The sequence below is a fragment of the Thalassospira sp. genome (assembly GCF_040218635.1).
Classification (GTDB): Bacteria; Pseudomonadota; Alphaproteobacteria; order Rhodospirillales; family Thalassospiraceae; genus Thalassospira.
The window spans coordinates 93827-110875 of sequence record NZ_JAVJRB010000009.1 but is presented as its reverse complement, the minus strand read 5'-3'; the positions used below and the strand labels follow the sequence as shown (position 1 = coordinate 110875).

19 protein-coding genes are annotated in these 17049 nt (G+C 53.0%); 1 reads left to right on the top strand and 18 read right to left on the bottom strand.

All coding sequences use genetic code 11. The annotated features are described in order from the left end of the window. Window positions 1–6: 6 nt before the first annotated feature. From RIC05_RS08450 to RIC05_RS08440, 3 genes are all read right to left on the bottom strand, one after another. The gene (locus tag RIC05_RS08450) at window positions 7–603 is read right to left on the bottom strand and encodes an energy-coupling factor transporter transmembrane component T family protein (protein WP_350046719.1); all 597 of its coding nucleotides are present in this window, start codon (window positions 601–603) and stop codon (window positions 7–9) included. Then, window positions 600–1274, bottom strand: coding sequence for an energy-coupling factor ABC transporter ATP-binding protein (locus tag RIC05_RS08445; RefSeq protein ID WP_350046718.1), 675 nt, complete (start codon window positions 1272–1274; stop codon window positions 600–602). The genes RIC05_RS08450 and RIC05_RS08445 overlap by 4 nt, the downstream gene beginning before the upstream one ends. Window positions 1275–1391: 117 nt before the next feature. Then, a complete protein-coding gene (locus RIC05_RS08440; protein WP_350042794.1) occupies window positions 1392–1940 on the bottom strand; it encodes a biotin transporter BioY in 549 nt (182 codons plus the stop codon). A gap of 335 nt (window positions 1941–2275) precedes the next feature. On the opposite strand from RIC05_RS08440, the gene RIC05_RS08435 reads away from it, so the two are divergent. After that, window positions 2276–3559: an ImmA/IrrE family metallo-endopeptidase gene (locus tag RIC05_RS08435; RefSeq protein WP_350046717.1), complete on the top strand. Its 1284-nt coding sequence runs from the start codon at window positions 2276–2278 to the stop codon at window positions 3557–3559. On the opposite strand, the gene RIC05_RS08430 is transcribed toward RIC05_RS08435, so the two are convergent. The 15 genes from RIC05_RS08430 to RIC05_RS08360 all read right to left on the bottom strand — a co-directional run bounded on the left by RIC05_RS08430 (window position 3551) and on the right by RIC05_RS08360 (window position 16960). Further along, entirely contained in the window at window positions 3551–3922 is a 372-nt protein-coding gene (locus tag RIC05_RS08430; protein WP_350046716.1) for an ArsR/SmtB family transcription factor, read from the bottom strand. The genes RIC05_RS08435 and RIC05_RS08430 overlap by 9 nt on opposite strands. After that, on the bottom strand, window positions 3909–4355 hold the full coding sequence (locus tag RIC05_RS08425) for an SRPBCC family protein (RefSeq protein WP_350046715.1): 447 nt from the start codon (window positions 4353–4355) through the stop codon (window positions 3909–3911). Before RIC05_RS08425 ends, RIC05_RS08430 begins: the two co-directional genes overlap by 14 nt. Window positions 4356–4520: 165 nt before the next feature. Further along, window positions 4521–5141: an urease accessory protein UreG gene (gene ureG, locus RIC05_RS08420; RefSeq protein WP_350046714.1), complete on the bottom strand. Its 621-nt coding sequence runs from the start codon at window positions 5139–5141 to the stop codon at window positions 4521–4523. After that, window positions 5138–5854: an urease accessory protein UreF gene (locus RIC05_RS08415; protein WP_350046713.1), complete on the bottom strand. Its 717-nt coding sequence runs from the start codon at window positions 5852–5854 to the stop codon at window positions 5138–5140. The genes ureG and RIC05_RS08415 overlap by 4 nt, the downstream gene beginning before the upstream one ends. Then, on the bottom strand, window positions 5844–6422 hold the full coding sequence (locus RIC05_RS08410; protein WP_350046712.1) for an urease accessory protein UreE: 579 nt from the start codon (window positions 6420–6422) through the stop codon (window positions 5844–5846). The genes RIC05_RS08415 and RIC05_RS08410 overlap by 11 nt, the downstream gene beginning before the upstream one ends. An 18-nt stretch (window positions 6423–6440) precedes the next feature. Continuing rightward, window positions 6441–8153 (bottom strand): urease subunit alpha, encoded by a 1713-nt coding sequence (ureC, locus tag RIC05_RS08405; protein WP_350046711.1) that lies wholly within the window; start codon window positions 8151–8153, stop codon window positions 6441–6443. A 16-nt stretch (window positions 8154–8169) separates the two neighbouring features. Beyond that, window positions 8170–8475 carry an urease subunit beta gene (locus RIC05_RS08400; protein WP_350042800.1) on the bottom strand — a complete coding sequence of 102 codons (306 nt, stop codon included), beginning with the start codon at window positions 8473–8475 and terminating at the stop codon, window positions 8170–8172. Between the two features lie 13 nt (window positions 8476–8488). Beyond that, complete coding sequence (locus RIC05_RS08395) at window positions 8489–8791, bottom strand: urease subunit gamma (RefSeq protein WP_350046710.1); 303 nt, start codon at window positions 8789–8791, stop codon at window positions 8489–8491. Window positions 8792–8818: 27 nt separating this feature from the next. Further along, window positions 8819–9823 (bottom strand): urease accessory protein UreD, encoded by a 1005-nt coding sequence (locus RIC05_RS08390; RefSeq protein ID WP_350046709.1) that lies wholly within the window; start codon window positions 9821–9823, stop codon window positions 8819–8821. A gap of 75 nt (window positions 9824–9898) precedes the next feature. Beyond that, on the bottom strand, window positions 9899–10594 hold the full coding sequence (urtE, locus tag RIC05_RS08385; RefSeq protein WP_350046708.1) for an urea ABC transporter ATP-binding subunit UrtE: 696 nt from the start codon (window positions 10592–10594) through the stop codon (window positions 9899–9901). Between the two features lie 14 nt (window positions 10595–10608). After that, window positions 10609–11409, bottom strand: coding sequence for an urea ABC transporter ATP-binding protein UrtD (gene urtD / locus RIC05_RS08380; RefSeq protein ID WP_350042804.1), 801 nt, complete (start codon window positions 11407–11409; stop codon window positions 10609–10611). Continuing rightward, the gene (gene urtC, locus RIC05_RS08375) at window positions 11406–12593 is read right to left on the bottom strand and encodes an urea ABC transporter permease subunit UrtC (protein ID WP_350046707.1); all 1188 of its coding nucleotides are present in this window, start codon (window positions 12591–12593) and stop codon (window positions 11406–11408) included. Before urtC ends, urtD begins: the two co-directional genes overlap by 4 nt. 3 nt (window positions 12594–12596) lie before the next feature. Continuing rightward, window positions 12597–14300 (bottom strand): urea ABC transporter permease subunit UrtB, encoded by a 1704-nt coding sequence (urtB, locus tag RIC05_RS08370; protein ID WP_350046706.1) that lies wholly within the window; start codon window positions 14298–14300, stop codon window positions 12597–12599. 126 nt (window positions 14301–14426) lie between these two features. Further along, on the bottom strand, window positions 14427–15701 hold the full coding sequence (urtA, locus tag RIC05_RS08365) for an urea ABC transporter substrate-binding protein (protein WP_502989545.1): 1275 nt from the start codon (window positions 15699–15701) through the stop codon (window positions 14427–14429). 353 nt (window positions 15702–16054) lie between these two features. Continuing rightward, the gene (locus RIC05_RS08360; RefSeq protein WP_350047032.1) at window positions 16055–16960 is read right to left on the bottom strand and encodes a LysR family transcriptional regulator; all 906 of its coding nucleotides are present in this window, start codon (window positions 16958–16960) and stop codon (window positions 16055–16057) included. Window positions 16961–17049 lie beyond the last annotated feature (89 nt).

The window sequence follows — 17049 nt, the reverse complement described above, 5'->3', positions numbered from 1 at the left end:
TATCGGTTAGTCAAAGCTTCGCGCGTCAATCGCATCGGCGACGTCATCGGCCATTTTAAGGGTCCGGATGATCAGCGGCACAATCATCGCAAGGATGGATTTATCAAGCCCGCGCGCACGTTGGGCATCGCGGATTTCAGATGCGACGGTTGCGATCACGGGGATAAAGCGCAGCACCATCGAAATCGCCAGACTGACCTTTTCCGGATTCACGCCAATCGGCTTTAACGGGATCATTGCCCGTTCAAGGGACGCCAGCATATCCGATGTTTTGGTGGTCAGTGTCACGAGTGATGCAAACATCACAATCGCGGCAATCCGCGTAATGACCAACAATCCCGCCTGCCAGTCATGAAGCCAAAGCTGCACGGCAAAGAAAATCGCCAAAAGCCAGAGGATCGGTTTGATTTGATGCCACACCAGAGCCAAACCAAAGCCGCTTAGCGGGTAAAGCAAAATGACCGTGGCAAGAATGATCGTCACCACCGGCCAATCAGGGATCAAAAACACACCTGTGCCAAGCGCGATCATCGCCAGAATCTTGATCCCGGCCGTGGCCCGATGCAGGGGCGATGTTCCGTCAATGTAAAGCCCGGCGATCATGCCATCATCTCGCGGTATTTTGGCAATGCCTTGGCGGGCGTGTCGTCAATGGCGATCGTGCCCTGATCAAACACCAGAACCCGGTCATAATCGGCAATCAGATCCAGATCATGCGACACCGTAATCACCGTCTGATCAAGATCGCGAATGGCGCGTTCAACCCGGTTGCGGTTGCGCAGATCCAAAAGCGTGGTCGGTTCATCAAAAACGACATAGCGCGGTGCCATCACCAAAACGCCCGATATCGCCAAAAGCTGTTTCTGGCCACCAGATAACAGGTGGCTTGGATGGGTTTTGAAATCCGAAAGATCATATCGCGCAAGGATGTCATCAATCCGGCGATTGACCTCATCCTTGGGCAGCTTCAATGCTTTCAAACCAAAGGCAAGGTCTTCTTCGACCACCGGATAGACAATCTGATTGTCAGGGTTTTGAAAGACAAAGCCAACATGACGGCGGACTTTCCGGCCATCCTTTGCGGCATCGAAATCATCGACCAGAACCCGGCCGCTTGTGGCGGCTTGCAGCCCGTTTAAAAGCCGGACAAACGTGCTTTTCCCTGATCCGTTGGCACCAACAATCCCGATCCGCTTTTCGGTCAGGGTAAGGTCGATGTCCTTCAGCGCACATCGCTGATCAAATTGCACAGAGACATTTTCAAAACGGATCATGGGGGTGTGTGTCCGAAATTATGTTCGGGGAGCATGAACTGGGCATTGCACGGGCATTCACCCGGCAAAGGACGTCCGCAGGCTTCAAACAAGATCGATGCCTGCGGCCATAAGACGTTAGGCTGCCTTGGAAATCAAGGGGTAGGAGCGCTTCACCGCAAGGCATGCGGCAACCGCAATCGCAACCTTGATCGCATCACCGATCAGGAACGGTGCCGCCCCGACAGTTGCCTGCCAATAGCTGATATCGGCCACAACCGCGACCCATGCATTGCCAATGGCATACAGCACAACAATCCCGCCAAAGGCGATAGACAGTGCCGCATTAACAACGTTCAGCTTGTCCCAGAATTTTTCGATCAGAAGGCCGATGACAAAGGCCGCAACAGCCCAGCCAAAAATGAACCCGCCGGTCACACCAATCATCACGCCAAAACCGGCACGCCCACCGGAAAGCAGCGGCAAGCCAACCGCCACCAGCACAAGGAACAGCACAATCGACAAACCACCGCGACGGGCACCAAGAATGGCACCAGCCAACATCGGGCCAAGTGATTGTGCTGTTACCGGAACGCCGGTAACCGGAAGTGTGATTGGCGGAAACAGCCCAAGAACAGCGGTAAGTGCTGCAAACAGGGCGATATAGACAATATCTTTGGTCTTCATGTAACGGTTCCCATTCCCGTTATAAGATCCTCTTGCATCAACCCCTTGCGCAAGACGATCTTGGTTTAGCCGGTCCGCCCGACCGGCTCAACGCGATATGGGATAACCGCAAATCCGACCGACGCCAAGCAAAATGACGCCGACCATCCGTCCGAAAATTCGTGTATTCCCAAAACTTCCAAAATTTCTAATTACTTAGAGAAACTCCATCGCAACATGCTTAGCCCCACAAAAATCAACCAGATAGCGAATGGTAGAGAAGGCGCAGCAATTCATGATAGCGTGTAAACAACCCTAATCCACGTAGACATATCGCGATATTGGAGTGAACAGATTTGGATACTGTTCGTATTGGGAATGAGCTGGAACAAGCAATCTATGAATTTTTGATTGAACAGCAAGAACGAGGGCAACTTCTGTTGGACACTCAAGCTCCACAGGTATGCTCGGTTCACTGGAAGCCCAAATACTACTGCAAAGAACGCCAAGACTACGTCGAATTTGATGTCTCTATTGAAATTCGGCGCAAACCAGAACTTGAGCCTCAAGAAATTATAGTATTGGAGTGCAAGAACTATAGTGGGAGCGTTCCAGAGACCGAAATAACTGACTTCTCCGACAAATTGAGTCGTATAGGAAGGCACAACACAAAAGGCTTTATAGTCGTTTCCTCTGCCTTGCAACGTGGAGCTGAAAAACTAGCAAAAAGCAGAAAAATTGGCATCGTCAAATTCGATGAACACGGCTTAGAATTCATCGCTGAAAGGCGCTTGAGAGAGAATTTCAACACCAAGTTCACAAGAACTTCTTTGTTCGAAAAAAATTACCAAACGAAGAAACTCAAGTTCGCCGCTACTTTTATGGGAAGATACTACGATAACCCAAGAGCCTTTCTAAGGGAACTAGTTGGTATTTCCACCGAAGATCCAGAAACAGAAAAGCCTCCAAGCTCCCGAATCACCTACATAAGCAACGACCAAATCGAAGCGTTTGCGAACACACTACTTCAATCCATAGGCTACTTCGACGGCCCGGTAGATCTATATGAGGTCTGCCAATACTTAGGACTGGCTCTAACCGATAAAGGCGACAGCGCCCCCAATGTGGATGGCTACGAAATTCTGGGGAAGGCTGACTTCGCTAACAACGCCATTTCGATTTACGATAGCGGCAACCTGCAACGAGAGAGGTTTACACTAGCCCACGAAATTGGGCATTTCCAATTGCAGCACGCCAAATTCTTGAGCTCAGAAACGACTATCAAACAAGACCTGATGATTTCAAACCCTGGTAGCAAGGGAAACCCAATTGATCGGATGGAGTACCAAGCAAACCTTTTTGCGTCACATCTGCTGCTGCCCAAGGTCGTACTACTACTAAAAATCAAAGAACTAAAAACAGAATTCGGAATTCGCGATAAAGGACACGGCTATATTTTTGTCGATGACCAACCGCACAATCAAGTTGACTACTTTAAACTGATTTATGCCCTTTCAGACTTTTTTGACGTTTCGAGCACAGCTGTGCAAATTCGCCTTAAAGGCCTCGACCTGATCGTAGATGAAAGAGGCAAACACTCAAACTTTGTCTCTGCGTTCACCCCAAGCTGGTTACGGTGAACCGAGAGTATTATCTTCTTCGACAAAGGTTTTAAGCCGCATCAGTGCAGATTCCCAACGCCCCGCAACCTGATCAAGATATTCACGGGCCTGTGCGAGTTGTTCGGGGCAAAAGGCATAGTGGCTTTCGCGCCCGACCTTGTGGTTCTGCACCAGCCCGGCCCCTTCGAGCACCCGAAGATGTTTGGTCACGGCCTGCCGGGTCATGTCGGCATCATCAGACAAGGTCGAGATCGAACGCGGCCTGCCATCGGCCAACCGATCAAAGATCGCCAACCGTGTAGGATCGCCCAATGCGGCAAACATGACGGAAAAATCCCTGTCATGCTTGCCATTACCCAGATTATTTTCAGTTTTCGGCATGTTTTTTGATGTTTTCCAACTGGAATCCCCAGCCATTCGTATTGGCCCGCAAAGCTTCAGCAACCCGATGTGGCGGTAGATTATCAAATCCGGTTTCCCGCACCCGAACAGATGTTTGACCCGCAGTTTCTTCGAGCCAGAACTCGACAAGTGTTTCGGGCTCATCGGTGTAATCGACTTTTGGGTCAACCGCATAGGGATGCCATGTATAGGCGAAATAGGCCGGTTCCTCCATCGCCTTGATCGTGGAATTCCACGGTACATGGGTAAAGCCTTCAATGGTAATCTTGCCGTTGGAAACTTCACCAACCGTGAACGGGGCTTCAATATCAACCCCGAACCATGCGCCAAACTGACGATGATCTGTCAGGGCCTGCCAGACACGTGCCCGCGATGCTTTGATTTCAATCGACGTCTCAATGGTATTTGACATAACGCAACCTCCTGGTTGCCTTTAACGTGCCAGAAGACCTTTTATTACGCAACCAAAAAGTTGCATAAATTGTTTTTCGCGCAAAACACGAACGCCCGACCATTACTGGCCGGGCGTTGTGTGCTCCCGTCATCCGCTAAATTGATGCGTCCATCTATCCCCATATCAGGACGCTGCGGATTGGCGGAGCCCCCCTGTCTCGATGATGAAATTCTTAACGTCTTCAAGGCCATCCATGGCCTTAAGATTGGTAAACAGGAACGGACGGGTGCCGCGCATTTTCTTGGCATCGCGGTCCATCACCCCCAGATCGGCACCAACCAGCGGTGCAAGATCGGTTTTATTAATCACCAGCAAATCAGACCGGGTAATGCCCGGACCACCCTTGCGCGGGATTTTATCGCCGGCGGAAACGTCAATGACGTAAATGGTGATGTCGGCAAGTTCCGGCGAGAAGGTGGCCGACAGATTATCGCCACCCGATTCAATAAAGATCGCCTCAAGCCCGGCGTGCTTGGACGCCATATCTTCGACCGCGGCAAGATTGATCGACGCATCTTCGCGAATGGCGGTATGCGGACAACCGCCGGTTTCAACACCTGCAATGCGATCAGCATCCAATGCGCCCGAACGGGTCATGAATTCGGCGTCTTCGCGGGTGTAAATATCGTTGGTGATGGCAGCGATATTGAACTCGTCACGCATGGCCTTGCACAGACGTTCCAAAAGGGCGGTTTTACCGGACCCGACCGGGCCACCAATACCGATACGAAGGGGTGAACTCATGATCTAAATAACCTCGTATATTGGGTTTCGTGTTTCATAGATGTCCAATCGACCATCGGGGCCGCCGCCCCAAGATCGCAAAGATCGGTCGCCATCGCATGATCAACCGCAATTGAAACGGCCTTATCAAGTGACGACAGTGATCGCACACCATCGGTCTGACCAAGTGGCACCAAACGCACAGCACTGGACACAAGATTTGCCGCCATGGCATGCAAATAAGCGGTCAACGCATCGCGCAACGGTACTTTGGCCTCGGCCGCGGCAATGCCAACCGCCACCGGATAGGATGGCAGACGATCATCAAGGCGCATTCTGTCTGCCCAGCGCGTGATAATGCCATGACCCCAGACCTTTTGCGTCGTCGAGACAAATGCGCGCCCCTGTGCGGTTGCTTCAAGCGCCATTTCAGACGTGCCGCGCCAACAATCGGCTTCAATCCCGATGTTAAACAGCGCATCTTCATCACCAGAAAGTGCCGCCCGCCAAGCCGCACAAAACAGCACCGCATCAATCCGGCCCGCACCAAATTCCAAAACGCCTTCAACCCAGTTGATCAGGGTTTCGGCCGACCCAACCCGACCATCTTCAACCGCATATTCCACACCATGGGAGTACGAATACGCCCCGACCGGGAAGGACGGGCTAAGCCAGGTCATCAACCGCATCAGGCCGGCCGGATTAAGGATCAGATCGTCGGCATTAATGGTCATGAGGTTTTCCCACCGCATGAGCATGTGCGTGCGCAGGATCATGCGAAATGTCATGGGAATGATCATGCCCGTGATCATGATCATCATGGTCGAAATGATCATTGCCATGGCTGTGACCATGGGCCCCGCCAAGACCGTGATAAGCCCCGTTTAGCGGATCAAACGGCGCGATTTCGCTTTCCACCACACCACCAAGGCCCAAAATCATGTCGCGCATCACGTGATCATCAATGATCCGCAAACGCCCGTCATCAAGAACCTGAACCGGGGTATGACGGTTGCCGATATGCCATGCCAGTTTGGCCGTCGCAATCGGCCCGGCGGCCGTGATGGTCAATACCGGTTCTTCCGCGGCCCGCACCACAATCACCCCGCCATCAATCAATCGCAAACGATCCCCATCGGCCAGTCGCACCGCATGCGGCAGGTCGAGCAAAAAGGCATCGCCCGCATCATCATGCAGACGAATGCGCCGACGATGGCGATCAGAAAACACCAAGGTCACCGTGCCGCGGACTTCAGACGTATCGGTACGATCAACCGGGATATGTTCAATGGCATGACGCATAATGGTGTCCAAATCCGATCAGAACAGGAAATAACGCTGTGCCATCGGCACAGTATCAACCGGCTGACAGGTCAGAAGTTCGCCGTCTGCCGTCACCTGATAGGTTTCCGGGTCGACTTCCATTTTCGGTAAAGCATCATTAAGCTTCATATCCTTTTTGCCGATGTTGCGCGTGTTGGAAACGGCAAGGAGTTCCTTGGCCAGACCAAATTCTGCGGCAATCCCGGCATCAATGCCCGCCTGGGACACGAACGAGAAACTGGTTTTGGCAAGCGCCCCACCGTAAGAACCAAACATCGGGCGATAATGCACCGGCTGCGGGGTCGGGATCGATGCATTCGGATCCCCCATGGCAGCCGCCACAATCATGCCTGCCTTGATCACCATGTCGGGTTTGGTGCCAAAGAACATCGGTTTCCACACCACAAGATCGGCGATTTTGCCAACCTCGATCGATCCAACATGCGACCCGATCCCTTGGGCAATCGCCGGGTTGATGGTGTATTTCGCGATATAACGTTTGGCACGGAAGTTATCATTGCCCGCACCGGCATCTTCGGGCAACGCACCGCGCTGCTTTTTCATCTTGTCTGCTGTCTGCCAGGTCCGGGTGATGACTTCGCCAACGCGGCCCATCGCCTGACTGTCTGATGAAATGATCGAAAACGCACCAAGGTCATGCAGGATGTCTTCAGCCGCAATCGTTTCACGGCGAATACGGCTTTCGGCAAAGGCGACGTCTTCGGGGATTTTCGGATCAAGGTGATGGCAGACCATCAACATATCAAGATGTTCGTCAATCGTATTGACCGTGAAAGGCCGGGTCGGATTGGTCGAACTTGGAATAACGTTGGCTTCACCACACAGCTTGATAATGTCTGGCGCGTGGCCACCACCGGCCCCTTCGGTGTGGAAGGTATGAATGGTGCGGCCCTTGAACGCTGCGCGGGTATGTTCGACAAATCCGCTTTCATTCAATGTATCAGTATGGATCATGACTTGCACATCAAGATCATCGGCAACGGATAAGCATGTATCAATTGCCGCAGGCGTCGTGCCCCAGTCTTCATGCAGTTTCAGGCCACAGGCACCGGCTTTGACCTGTTCAATCAATGATCCCGGCAGGGTCGCATTGCCCTTGCCAAAGAAACCGATATTCATCGGAATGCCATCAGCCGCCTGAAGCATCCGGGCGATATGCCACGGACCGGGCGTACAGGTGGTCGCATTGGTTCCGGCCGCCGGGCCGGTTCCGCCGCCCAACATGCTGGTCACACCGGAATAAAGCGCGTCTTCAACCTGTTGCGGGCAAATCCAGTGAATATGGGCATCAATACCGCCTGCGGTGATGATGTTGCCTTCACCGGCAATGACTTCGGTCCCCGGACCAATGATGATATCAACACCGGGCTGAATATCCGGGTTCCCGGCCTTACCAACGGCAGCAATTCGGCCATCGCGGATACCGATATCGGCTTTGACGATGCCGGTATAATCCAAGATCAGCGCATTGGTGATGACGGTATCAACCGAACCTTCGGCCCGGGTTGCCTGTGACTGACCCATGCCATCACGGATGACTTTGCCACCGCCAAATTTGACTTCTTCGCCCAGTGTCGTGAAGTCTTTTTCAACTTCAATGATCAGGTCGGTATCGGCCAGACGGACCTTGTCACCCACAGTCGGGCCAAACATGGCAGCGTAGGATGGACGATCAATTTCATATGCCATTTATCGTATCCCCCGCTTAAAGCTTGCCGTTGATTTTGGCGTTAAATCCGTAAACCGTGCCGGTTCCGGCATATTTGACCAGATTGACTTCGCGTGACTGGCCCGGCTCAAACCGGACGGCCGTTCCTGCCGGAATATCAAGGCGAAAGCCCTTTGCGGCTTCGCGATCAAAATCAAGCCCCGGATTGGTTTCATAGAAATGATAGTGCGAACCAACCTGCACCGGACGGTCACCGGTATTGGCAACTTTAATCACCTTGGTTTCACGCCCCTCATTGAGGATGAGGCTGCCTTCTTTGGTAATGATTTCACCTGGAATCATGAAACGCGCCCCCTCAACGAATTGGTTCGTGAACGGTCACAAGCTTGGTCCCATCGGGGAACGTTGCTTCGACCTGAATATCGTGGATCATTTCGGCGATGCCATCCATCACCTGTGCGCGCGAAATAACGGTTGCCCCGTCGCGCATCAGATCGGCAACCGATTTGCCATCCCGTGCACCTTCAACAACGTAATCTGTGATGATTGCGATTGCTTCGGGATGGTTCAGCTTTACACCGCGTGCAAGGCGATTGCGTGCGACCATTGCAGCAACCGAAACCAGCAGCTTGTCCTTTTCGCGTGGCGTCAGATTCATGCCTGCCTACTCCTTGGATCCACCGTTTTAAATCTCCCACAAACGCGGCAAGCGTTCGGGAAGCTCCCTTGTTCTATGACGGAACTTCTTCCACCATGCGCCGTACACCCGGCGTAAATTCATCGGATCACGCGCCATAAAGCGCGCAATCACAATTCCCTTCATTGCAGTCGCTGCGCACAAAACGTCACCTGATGCCAACCCGTCACAGGCCGCTTCAAGACACTCACGTGCATCCGAAAGACGATCTTCCGCCCCCTGCCCGACCAAGATCGCCGTTGCATTGGCACGCGCGCCATCAAAGGCCGCACCATGATCAAGCATGCGTAAAACATCGCCTTCGAGATGCAAGGCATCGCGCCAGATCGGGCGACCGTCAATCGACACATCCCATGCATCGCGGGCCAATCCGGTTTTAAAAACTTCCCCGCGCGCCAGACGGCCAAACACCATCATTTCCCCGGCAAGAACCATGCCCGAACCGGTTGCAGCCACGGTTGTCTTGCGGCGCAAACGGGCCTGATCAAACAGGATGGTTTCATGGGGCAACCATTCAAGCCACCCGCCGTCTTCAACGCCCAGATCAACCGACATTTCACAATCGGGACCAACGGACCGGTAAATCTTTTCCGCCGCCTGGGCTGTAAAAAGGGCCGATGCCCCTGCTTCGACCTTACCGGCAAAGGCAAGCTTGTCCCCACCGACCATGCCACCCGATGTTGTCACCAGAACAGCCGTCGTCAGATCCCCCGCCATCGGGCGCGGGAACAGGATTTTCATCGGATCGCGGTAATAAAGATGATCAAGTGCCGCATGCCCGCCCTGATGGGTCGGCCCCGTGCCGGTGCGATAGGTCACCTCAGCACGGCCATCGGTAACGATGCGCGCCGGTGTTCCGGTCGTTGCTGTATCTGCAGTGCTCAGCGCAGATACCGGGGTTTCGAGTTTGCGAAGTTGCACTAAGCCACCTGATTGATGCGGTTCAATTCCAAGGGGCTTAACAGCAAGATGCGGGCCAACAACGAAATCCATCCCAATGCACGGATTCCTGTCGCCAATAGTCTGATCATTTAGATCAAGTTTGCGCAAAATTTCGGCAAATGCTGATCAAACAGTCAGATATGCCCGCACTTTTTCCCGATCCAGAGAGTCCTTTGTGCCCGACAAAACAACTTCACCACGTTCCAGAACAACAATTTCATCGGCCAGTTCATGGGCAAATTCAAAATATTGCTCGACCAGCAAAATCGCCATATCACCACGACCGGCAAGCTGTTTGATCACGCGCTGAATGTCTTTAATGATCGATGGCTGAATGCCTTCGGTCGGCTCGTCAAGCACCAGCAAACGCGGGCGGGTCACAAGTGCACGACCAATCGCAAGCTGCTGTTGCTGCCCGCCCGACAGGTCACCACCGCGACGGCTCAGCATGTCGCGCAGAACCGGGAACAGATCAAAAATCTCGTCGGGGATATGGCGCAAGGGTCGTGGCAAGGCGGCAAAGCCGGTTTCAAGGTTTTCTTTGACGGTCAAAAGCGGGAAAATCTCACGGCCTTGTGGCACAATCGCAATGCCATTGGCCGACCGGCGCCATGCCGGATCGCGCGAGATGTCTTTGCCTTCCCATTTGATGTTGCCATCGGCAATCGGGTGTTGCCCGACAACCGCACGCATAAGCGATGTTTTCCCCACCCCGTTGCGGCCCAGAACCGCGGTCACCTTACCCGTTTCGGCATTCAGCGACACTTTGCGCAGGGCATGAGACGCACCGTAAAACAGATCAATTTTGCTGACATCGAGCATGTTACAATACCTCCCTATCGGCCCAGATAAACTTCAATGACCCGCGGGTCTTTCTGCACATGATCAAGCCGCCCTTCGGCCAGAACCGATCCTTCGTGCAGCACGGTCACCTTGCAATCAAGGTCACGCACGAACTCCATGTCATGCTCGACCACCACAACCGAGTATTCCTTGGCGATGGTGCGCAAAAGCTTGGCGGTTTCTTCGGTTTCGGAATCCGTCATTCCGGCAACCGGTTCATCAACCAGAAGAAGTTCGGGTTCCTGCATCAACAGCATGCCGATTTCCAGCCACTGCTTTTGCCCATGCGAAAGATTGGCCGCCAACTCGTCGCGCTTGGCTTCCAGCATGATCGTGATCAGGGTCTTTTCGATCTTGGTCTTTTCACGCTCAGACAGTCGATGGAACAGCGCGCTAAACACACCGCGCCCGCCCGAACAGGCAAGAAGCAGATTGTCAAAAACCGTGTGACTTTCAAAAACGGTCGGTTTCTGGAACTTGCGCCCGATGCCAAGATTGGCAATTTCGGCCTCGTCCATTTTGGTCAGGTCAATCTCGCTTTTAAACAGCACATCGCCGGTATCGGGTCGGGTTTTCCCGGTGATGATATCCATCATCGTGGTTTTACCGGCCCCGTTCGGGCCGATAATCGCGCGAAGTTCGCCCGGCTCGATATAAAAGGACAGATTGTTAAGGGCACGGAACCCGTCAAAGGTGACCGAAACCCCGTCGACATACAAAATGGTCTCGGCCCGTGCCGATTTAACCTGTGGCGTGTCCGAGGCGTTTATTTCAACGGCAACTGCGTCACTCATAGCTTGCCTCCCTCATTCGCGCGTCGATCCGCGATCCGTTTGCGTATGGTGGTCAGGATCGATTGCCGATCAGGCGATCCAAATGCCGGAACCGCCCCGATCACGCCTTTTGGCAGGAACAGGGTAACCGCGATGAACAGCCCGCCCAGGAAGAACAACCAGAAATCCGGCATCACACCGGTAAAGAAGGTTTTGGCATAGTTGACAATAAAGGCCCCCAATACCGCACCATACAGCGTGCCGCGCCCGCCAACCGCAACCCAGATCACGATTTCAATCGAAAGGGCCGGGGCAAATTCGCCCGGATTAATAATCCCGACTTGCGGCACATAAAGCGCACCGGCAATACCCGCCATGACGGCCGATACGGTAAAGACAAACAGCTTGTAATATTCAACCCGGTATCCGGTAAAACGCACCCGGCTTTCGGCATCACGGATGGCGATCAAAACCTTGCCCAACCGGGACTGGGTGATGCCGCGTGCCACGATGTAACAAATGCCAAGAAACACACAGGATGCAACAAACAGCCCGGAACGCGTGCCATCCGATTGCAGCGAATATCCCAGAATATCCTTGAAATCGGTCAGACCGTTATTGCCGCCAAATCCCATATCGTTGCGGAAGAACGCCAACAGCAACGCATAGGTCATGGCCTGTGTAATGATCGAAAGATAAACCCCCGTGACACGGGACCTAAAGGCCAGGAACCCAAAGACAAAGGCCAGAAGTCCGGGCACAAACATCGCCATGACAATGGCAAACCAGAACATATCAAAGCCATACCAGTACCATGGCAATTCAGTCCAGTTCAGGAACACCATGAAATCCGGAAGTTCAGGATTGCCATAAACGCCACGATCGCCGATCTGACGCATCAGATACATGCCCATCGAATAGCCACCCAGCGCAAAAAACGCCCCATGGCCAAGCGATAGAATGCCGCAGAACCCCCAGATCAAATCAACACTAAGCGCAAGAAGCGCATAGCACAGATATTTGCCCAAAAGGCTGAGCATCCAGGTCGGCACATGAAACGCCGAGGTTTCCGGAACCAGAAGGTTTCCAATCGGGATCAGAACGGCGGCTGCCATCAAAATGGCAAGCAAGATCATCCCGCCACGGTCCTGAAGAAGCCAACCAACAACCGGTGTCATTTGATATTTTTGACGATAATCAGTCATGGGTTACGCCTCCACCGCGCGACCCTTAAGGGCAAACAGGCCCTTTGGTCGTTTCTGGATAAACAGGATCAGCGCAATCAGAACAAAGATCTTTGCAAGCACAGCCCCGGCAACCGGTTCAAGGAATTTGTTCACAATGCCAAGGCTGAACGCGCCAAGCACCGTGCCCCAAAGGTTCCCCACCCCGCCAAACACAACCACCATGAAACTATCAATGATGTAGGTCTGACCAAGGTTCGGGCTGACATTTGAAATCTGACTAAGGGCAACACCGGCAATCCCTGCAATGCCCGATCCCAAACCAAAGGTCAGGGCATCAACATACCCGGTTCGAATGCCGACCGACCCGGCCATGCGGCGGTTTTGTGTGACGGCGCGCATCTGCAACCCGAAGGCCGTATAGCGCAAAACTGCGGCAATCCCCGCCACCACGATCACACTAAACAAGATGATCCAGAGCCGGTTATAGGTCAGGACAAGACCGGTTGAAAATTCAACAGCGCCACTCATGAAATCAGGTGCGGTAACCTGTTGGTTGGTCGCGCCAAAGATGGACCGAATGGCTTGTTGTAAAACAAGGCTCACCCCCCACGTCGCCAAAAGCGTTTCAAGCGGGCGACCATACAGGAACCGGATCACGCACCGTTCGATCACAACCCCGACCATCCCGGCAACAAGGAAAGCCACCGGAACTGAAATGATCAGCGACCATGCCGAACCCGATGGCAAAAATGGCGCCAAAGCCTGCTGCACCATAAAGGTGGTATAGGCCCCGATCATGATCATTTCGCCGTGGGCCATATTGATAACCCCCATCACACCAAACGTGATGGCAAGTCCAACAGCAGCCAACAGCAAGACAGATCCCAAACTGATGCCACGATAAACATCACCAATGGTCTGCCATGTCGAAAGACGTCCTTCGACAGAATCCAGCGCATCCTTGGCGGCAGAAACCACTTCGGGTTCAAACCCTTCTGCCTCGGCACTGGCAACGAATTGCGACAGGACTGCGCGAATTTGCGGGGTGGTTTCACTGGCAAGAATTTCAATCGCCTTCAGGCGTTCTTCGGTGGTTTCACCCGCCGCCAACGCCATGGTCGCCTGTGCCAGTTCCATCCGCGCCAAAAGCGTCTCGTCTTCTTCGCGTTCAATCGCGCGCAACAATAATGGCAACATCGCCGGATCACGGGCATCCATGATCTGTTCGACCGCGGCTGTGCGGATTGTTAAGTCCGGGCTAAACAGGTTCAGCGTCGCCAAGGCATCGCGCAGCGCACCGCGCAAACGGTTATTCACCTTAAGCTTGGAAAGTTCCTTGGACGAACTTTCACCGGCTTCTTCGCCGCTTACGATGTCGATATGGGTGAAAACTTTGCCCTTTTTCGTGGCAATGACGACATGCTCGTCACTGTCGCGAACATAAAGATCGCCATCGAGCATCGCCTTTAAGATCGGCGCGACACGCGGGTCACCATCGGCGGCCATTTTTTCAATGACGGCGACCTTCTTGGTCGCGCTGCCGTCATTCAGCTGTTCGGCAATATTGCGCAGTTCTTCGTCGCTAAAGGCCTGTGCGACATTGGGTGAAACCACCGCAAACACCATAAGGCAGGCCACCACCGAACCAAAACGCGCGACGTAGCGGGCTGCCACTTTCATGGAAAACGGAGAACGGCGCAGCACTGAAAAAATATCATTGCGCATGATCACCAAACCTTTGAATTCGATATGGAAAATGGAATAAAGAAAGATCGGATATCCGGGCGGGAGCCAGGATCCTTAAAGTGAACGGGCCGGTCGCGTTTCCACGACCGGCCCGCCCGAAACCAATTAGTACATCGGTTTTTCACAGTTGCCGCAAACCCAAGGATAGGTCCAGTCGGCGGTCAGCTTTGCGCTTTCCGGAAGGAAGTCAGACCAGGCATCGCCAACAACCGTACCTTCGGTTTCCCAAACGATGTCAAACTGACCATCGTCCTGTACTTCGCCGATCAGAACCGGCTTGGACAGGTGGTGGTTGGTGTTCATGACAGCCATGCCACCGGTCAGGTTTGCAACTTCCTGGCCATACATGGCCTGGCGAACCGCATCAACATCGGTGGTGCCAGCCTGCTCAACAGCCTGTTTCCACATGTTAAAGCCGATATAGGTTGCTTCCATCGGATCGTTGGTTACGCGTGCTTCATCACCAATAAAGCCATGCCATTTTTCAATGAAGGCTGCGTTGGCGTCAGCTTCGACCGACTGGAAATAGTTCCAGGCAGCAAGGTGACCAACAAGCGGGGCGGTATCGATACCAGCCAGCTCTTCTTCACCAACAGAGAATGCAACAACCGGAATGTCTTCGGCTTTGATGCCCTGGTTGGCGAGTTCTTTGTAGAACGGAACGTTCGCGTCACCGTTAATGGTCGAAACCACTGCGGTTTTCTTACCGGCCGATGCGAATGCTTTTACGTCAGCAACGATCGACTGCCAGTCAGAATGACCAAACGGGGTGTAGTTCTCCATGATGTCTTCATCGGAGATACCTTTGCCGTTCAGATAAGAACGCAGGATTTTGTTGGTGGTACGCGGATAAACATAATCGGTACCAAGCAGAACGATACGTTCAGCAGAACCACCATCTTCGCTCATCAGGTAATCAACAGCCGGAATGGCCTGCTGATTCGGAGCAGCACCGGTATAGAATACGTTGCGCGAGCTTTCTTCGCCTTCGTACTGAACCGGATAGAACAGCATGCTGTTAAGTTCTTCGAAAACCGGCAGAACCGATTTACGCGAAACCGAGGTCCAGCACCCAAAGACAACATCAACCTGATCTTTTTCGATCAGCTCACGGGCCTTCTCGGCGAAAAGCGGCCAATCGGATGCCGGGTCAACGACCACAGCCTCGACCTGCTTCCCAAGCAGACCACCGTTTTTATTCAGATCGTCGACCAGCATCAGGACGGTGTCCTTGAGCGTGGTTTCCGAAATCGCCATCGTCCCTGAGAGAGAATGCAGCACACCAACTTTAATGGTATCTGCTGCCTGTGCGGCTGACATGGTCATTACAGACAATGCCAAGGCCCCAGCGCCTACGAGCGCTTGAAGCTTCTTATTCATTTATAGCCTCCACTGCGAGTTTATTGCACCGCAGTGATACTTGCTAAAACCGTGCCAGATTCCGAACGCCGTAGAATAAAATCAAGAATCGAGGGATTCCCACGCAATATGCGACTATTTCACATGCCTTTTTAGGAGAATATTTGCGCGACCTGCGTTTTTCATGAGCATTTTTCAATCATAGATTAAATAATGACCATTTTTTAATCACATTGACGCCATAGTTTTCAGCTCTTATTTCAAGGGTGGAAGTTTCGCCTTCATTGCGGTTATTGCACCACAATCTGCCTCCCTGATGGCAGCTTCCCGCCCCGTCGGTTCGCCCGGCGGGGCGTTTTCATTTTCAGCGAACGTTATTCCGCTGCCTGCACGTGCTCCGCTGGTGCGATGGATGCAATCACGGACCGGATCTGATCGCGCAACCATACCAGGCCCACATCCTTATCGGTCCAGACCGCCCAGTTCATCGTCACCGGTGGAAAGGCAACATCAATCGGCATCGGACGAATGGCCAGACCAAATAACGGGGCATACTGGGTGGCGATACGGCAAGGAACCGTTGCAATCACCGGCGTATTACGTGCTGCGGCCAAAAGCGGCATGAAATCGGGCGCTGCCATGACAACATTCAAATCAATCCCCAACCCTTGCAACGCATCGCCGACACATCCCGCGACATTGCCTGTTTGCGACAACACGGCATGACGGGATGCCAGATAATCCTCCCGCGACAAGGGAGTTCTCAGATCAAGAAGATCGGGGTTAAAGCAACACGCGACTTCGGAGTTAAAAAGAACTTCTCCGAGATAACCTGCTTGCACCGGGCTTTTACATCCGATTGCCAAATCAATTTCGCCATTATTGATCATTAGATCAACGCTGTCGGCGGTGATTGTGCGGCTTAAAAGTTTGGTTTCGGGCGAATGTATCTGCAAATGACGCAGCAATGCCGGAAGCAGGATCATTTCCATTTCACCGGTCACACCAAGACGAAAAACACGTTCCGCCGTTGCCGGATCGAAACTGTCCGTTGCCTGAATAGCACTTTGTGCTTGCGATAATGCCGTGCGCACCGGCCCGGCCAAGGCGCGCGCCTTGGCGGTTGGTTGCATTTTTTGTCCGACCCGCACGAACAATTCATCATCCAGAAGCATGCGCAGCGTTGATAAATTGTGGCTCATCGCGGACTGACCAATACGCAGTTTTTCCGCAGATTTGGTAACACTCATCTCTTGCATCATTGCGTCAAACGCAACCATGAGGTTGAGATCGAAAGACCGTAAATTGAAATGATCAATGTTATCCATGATTCGCATCGATTTGATTACTGACTGGTCGCACTATACAT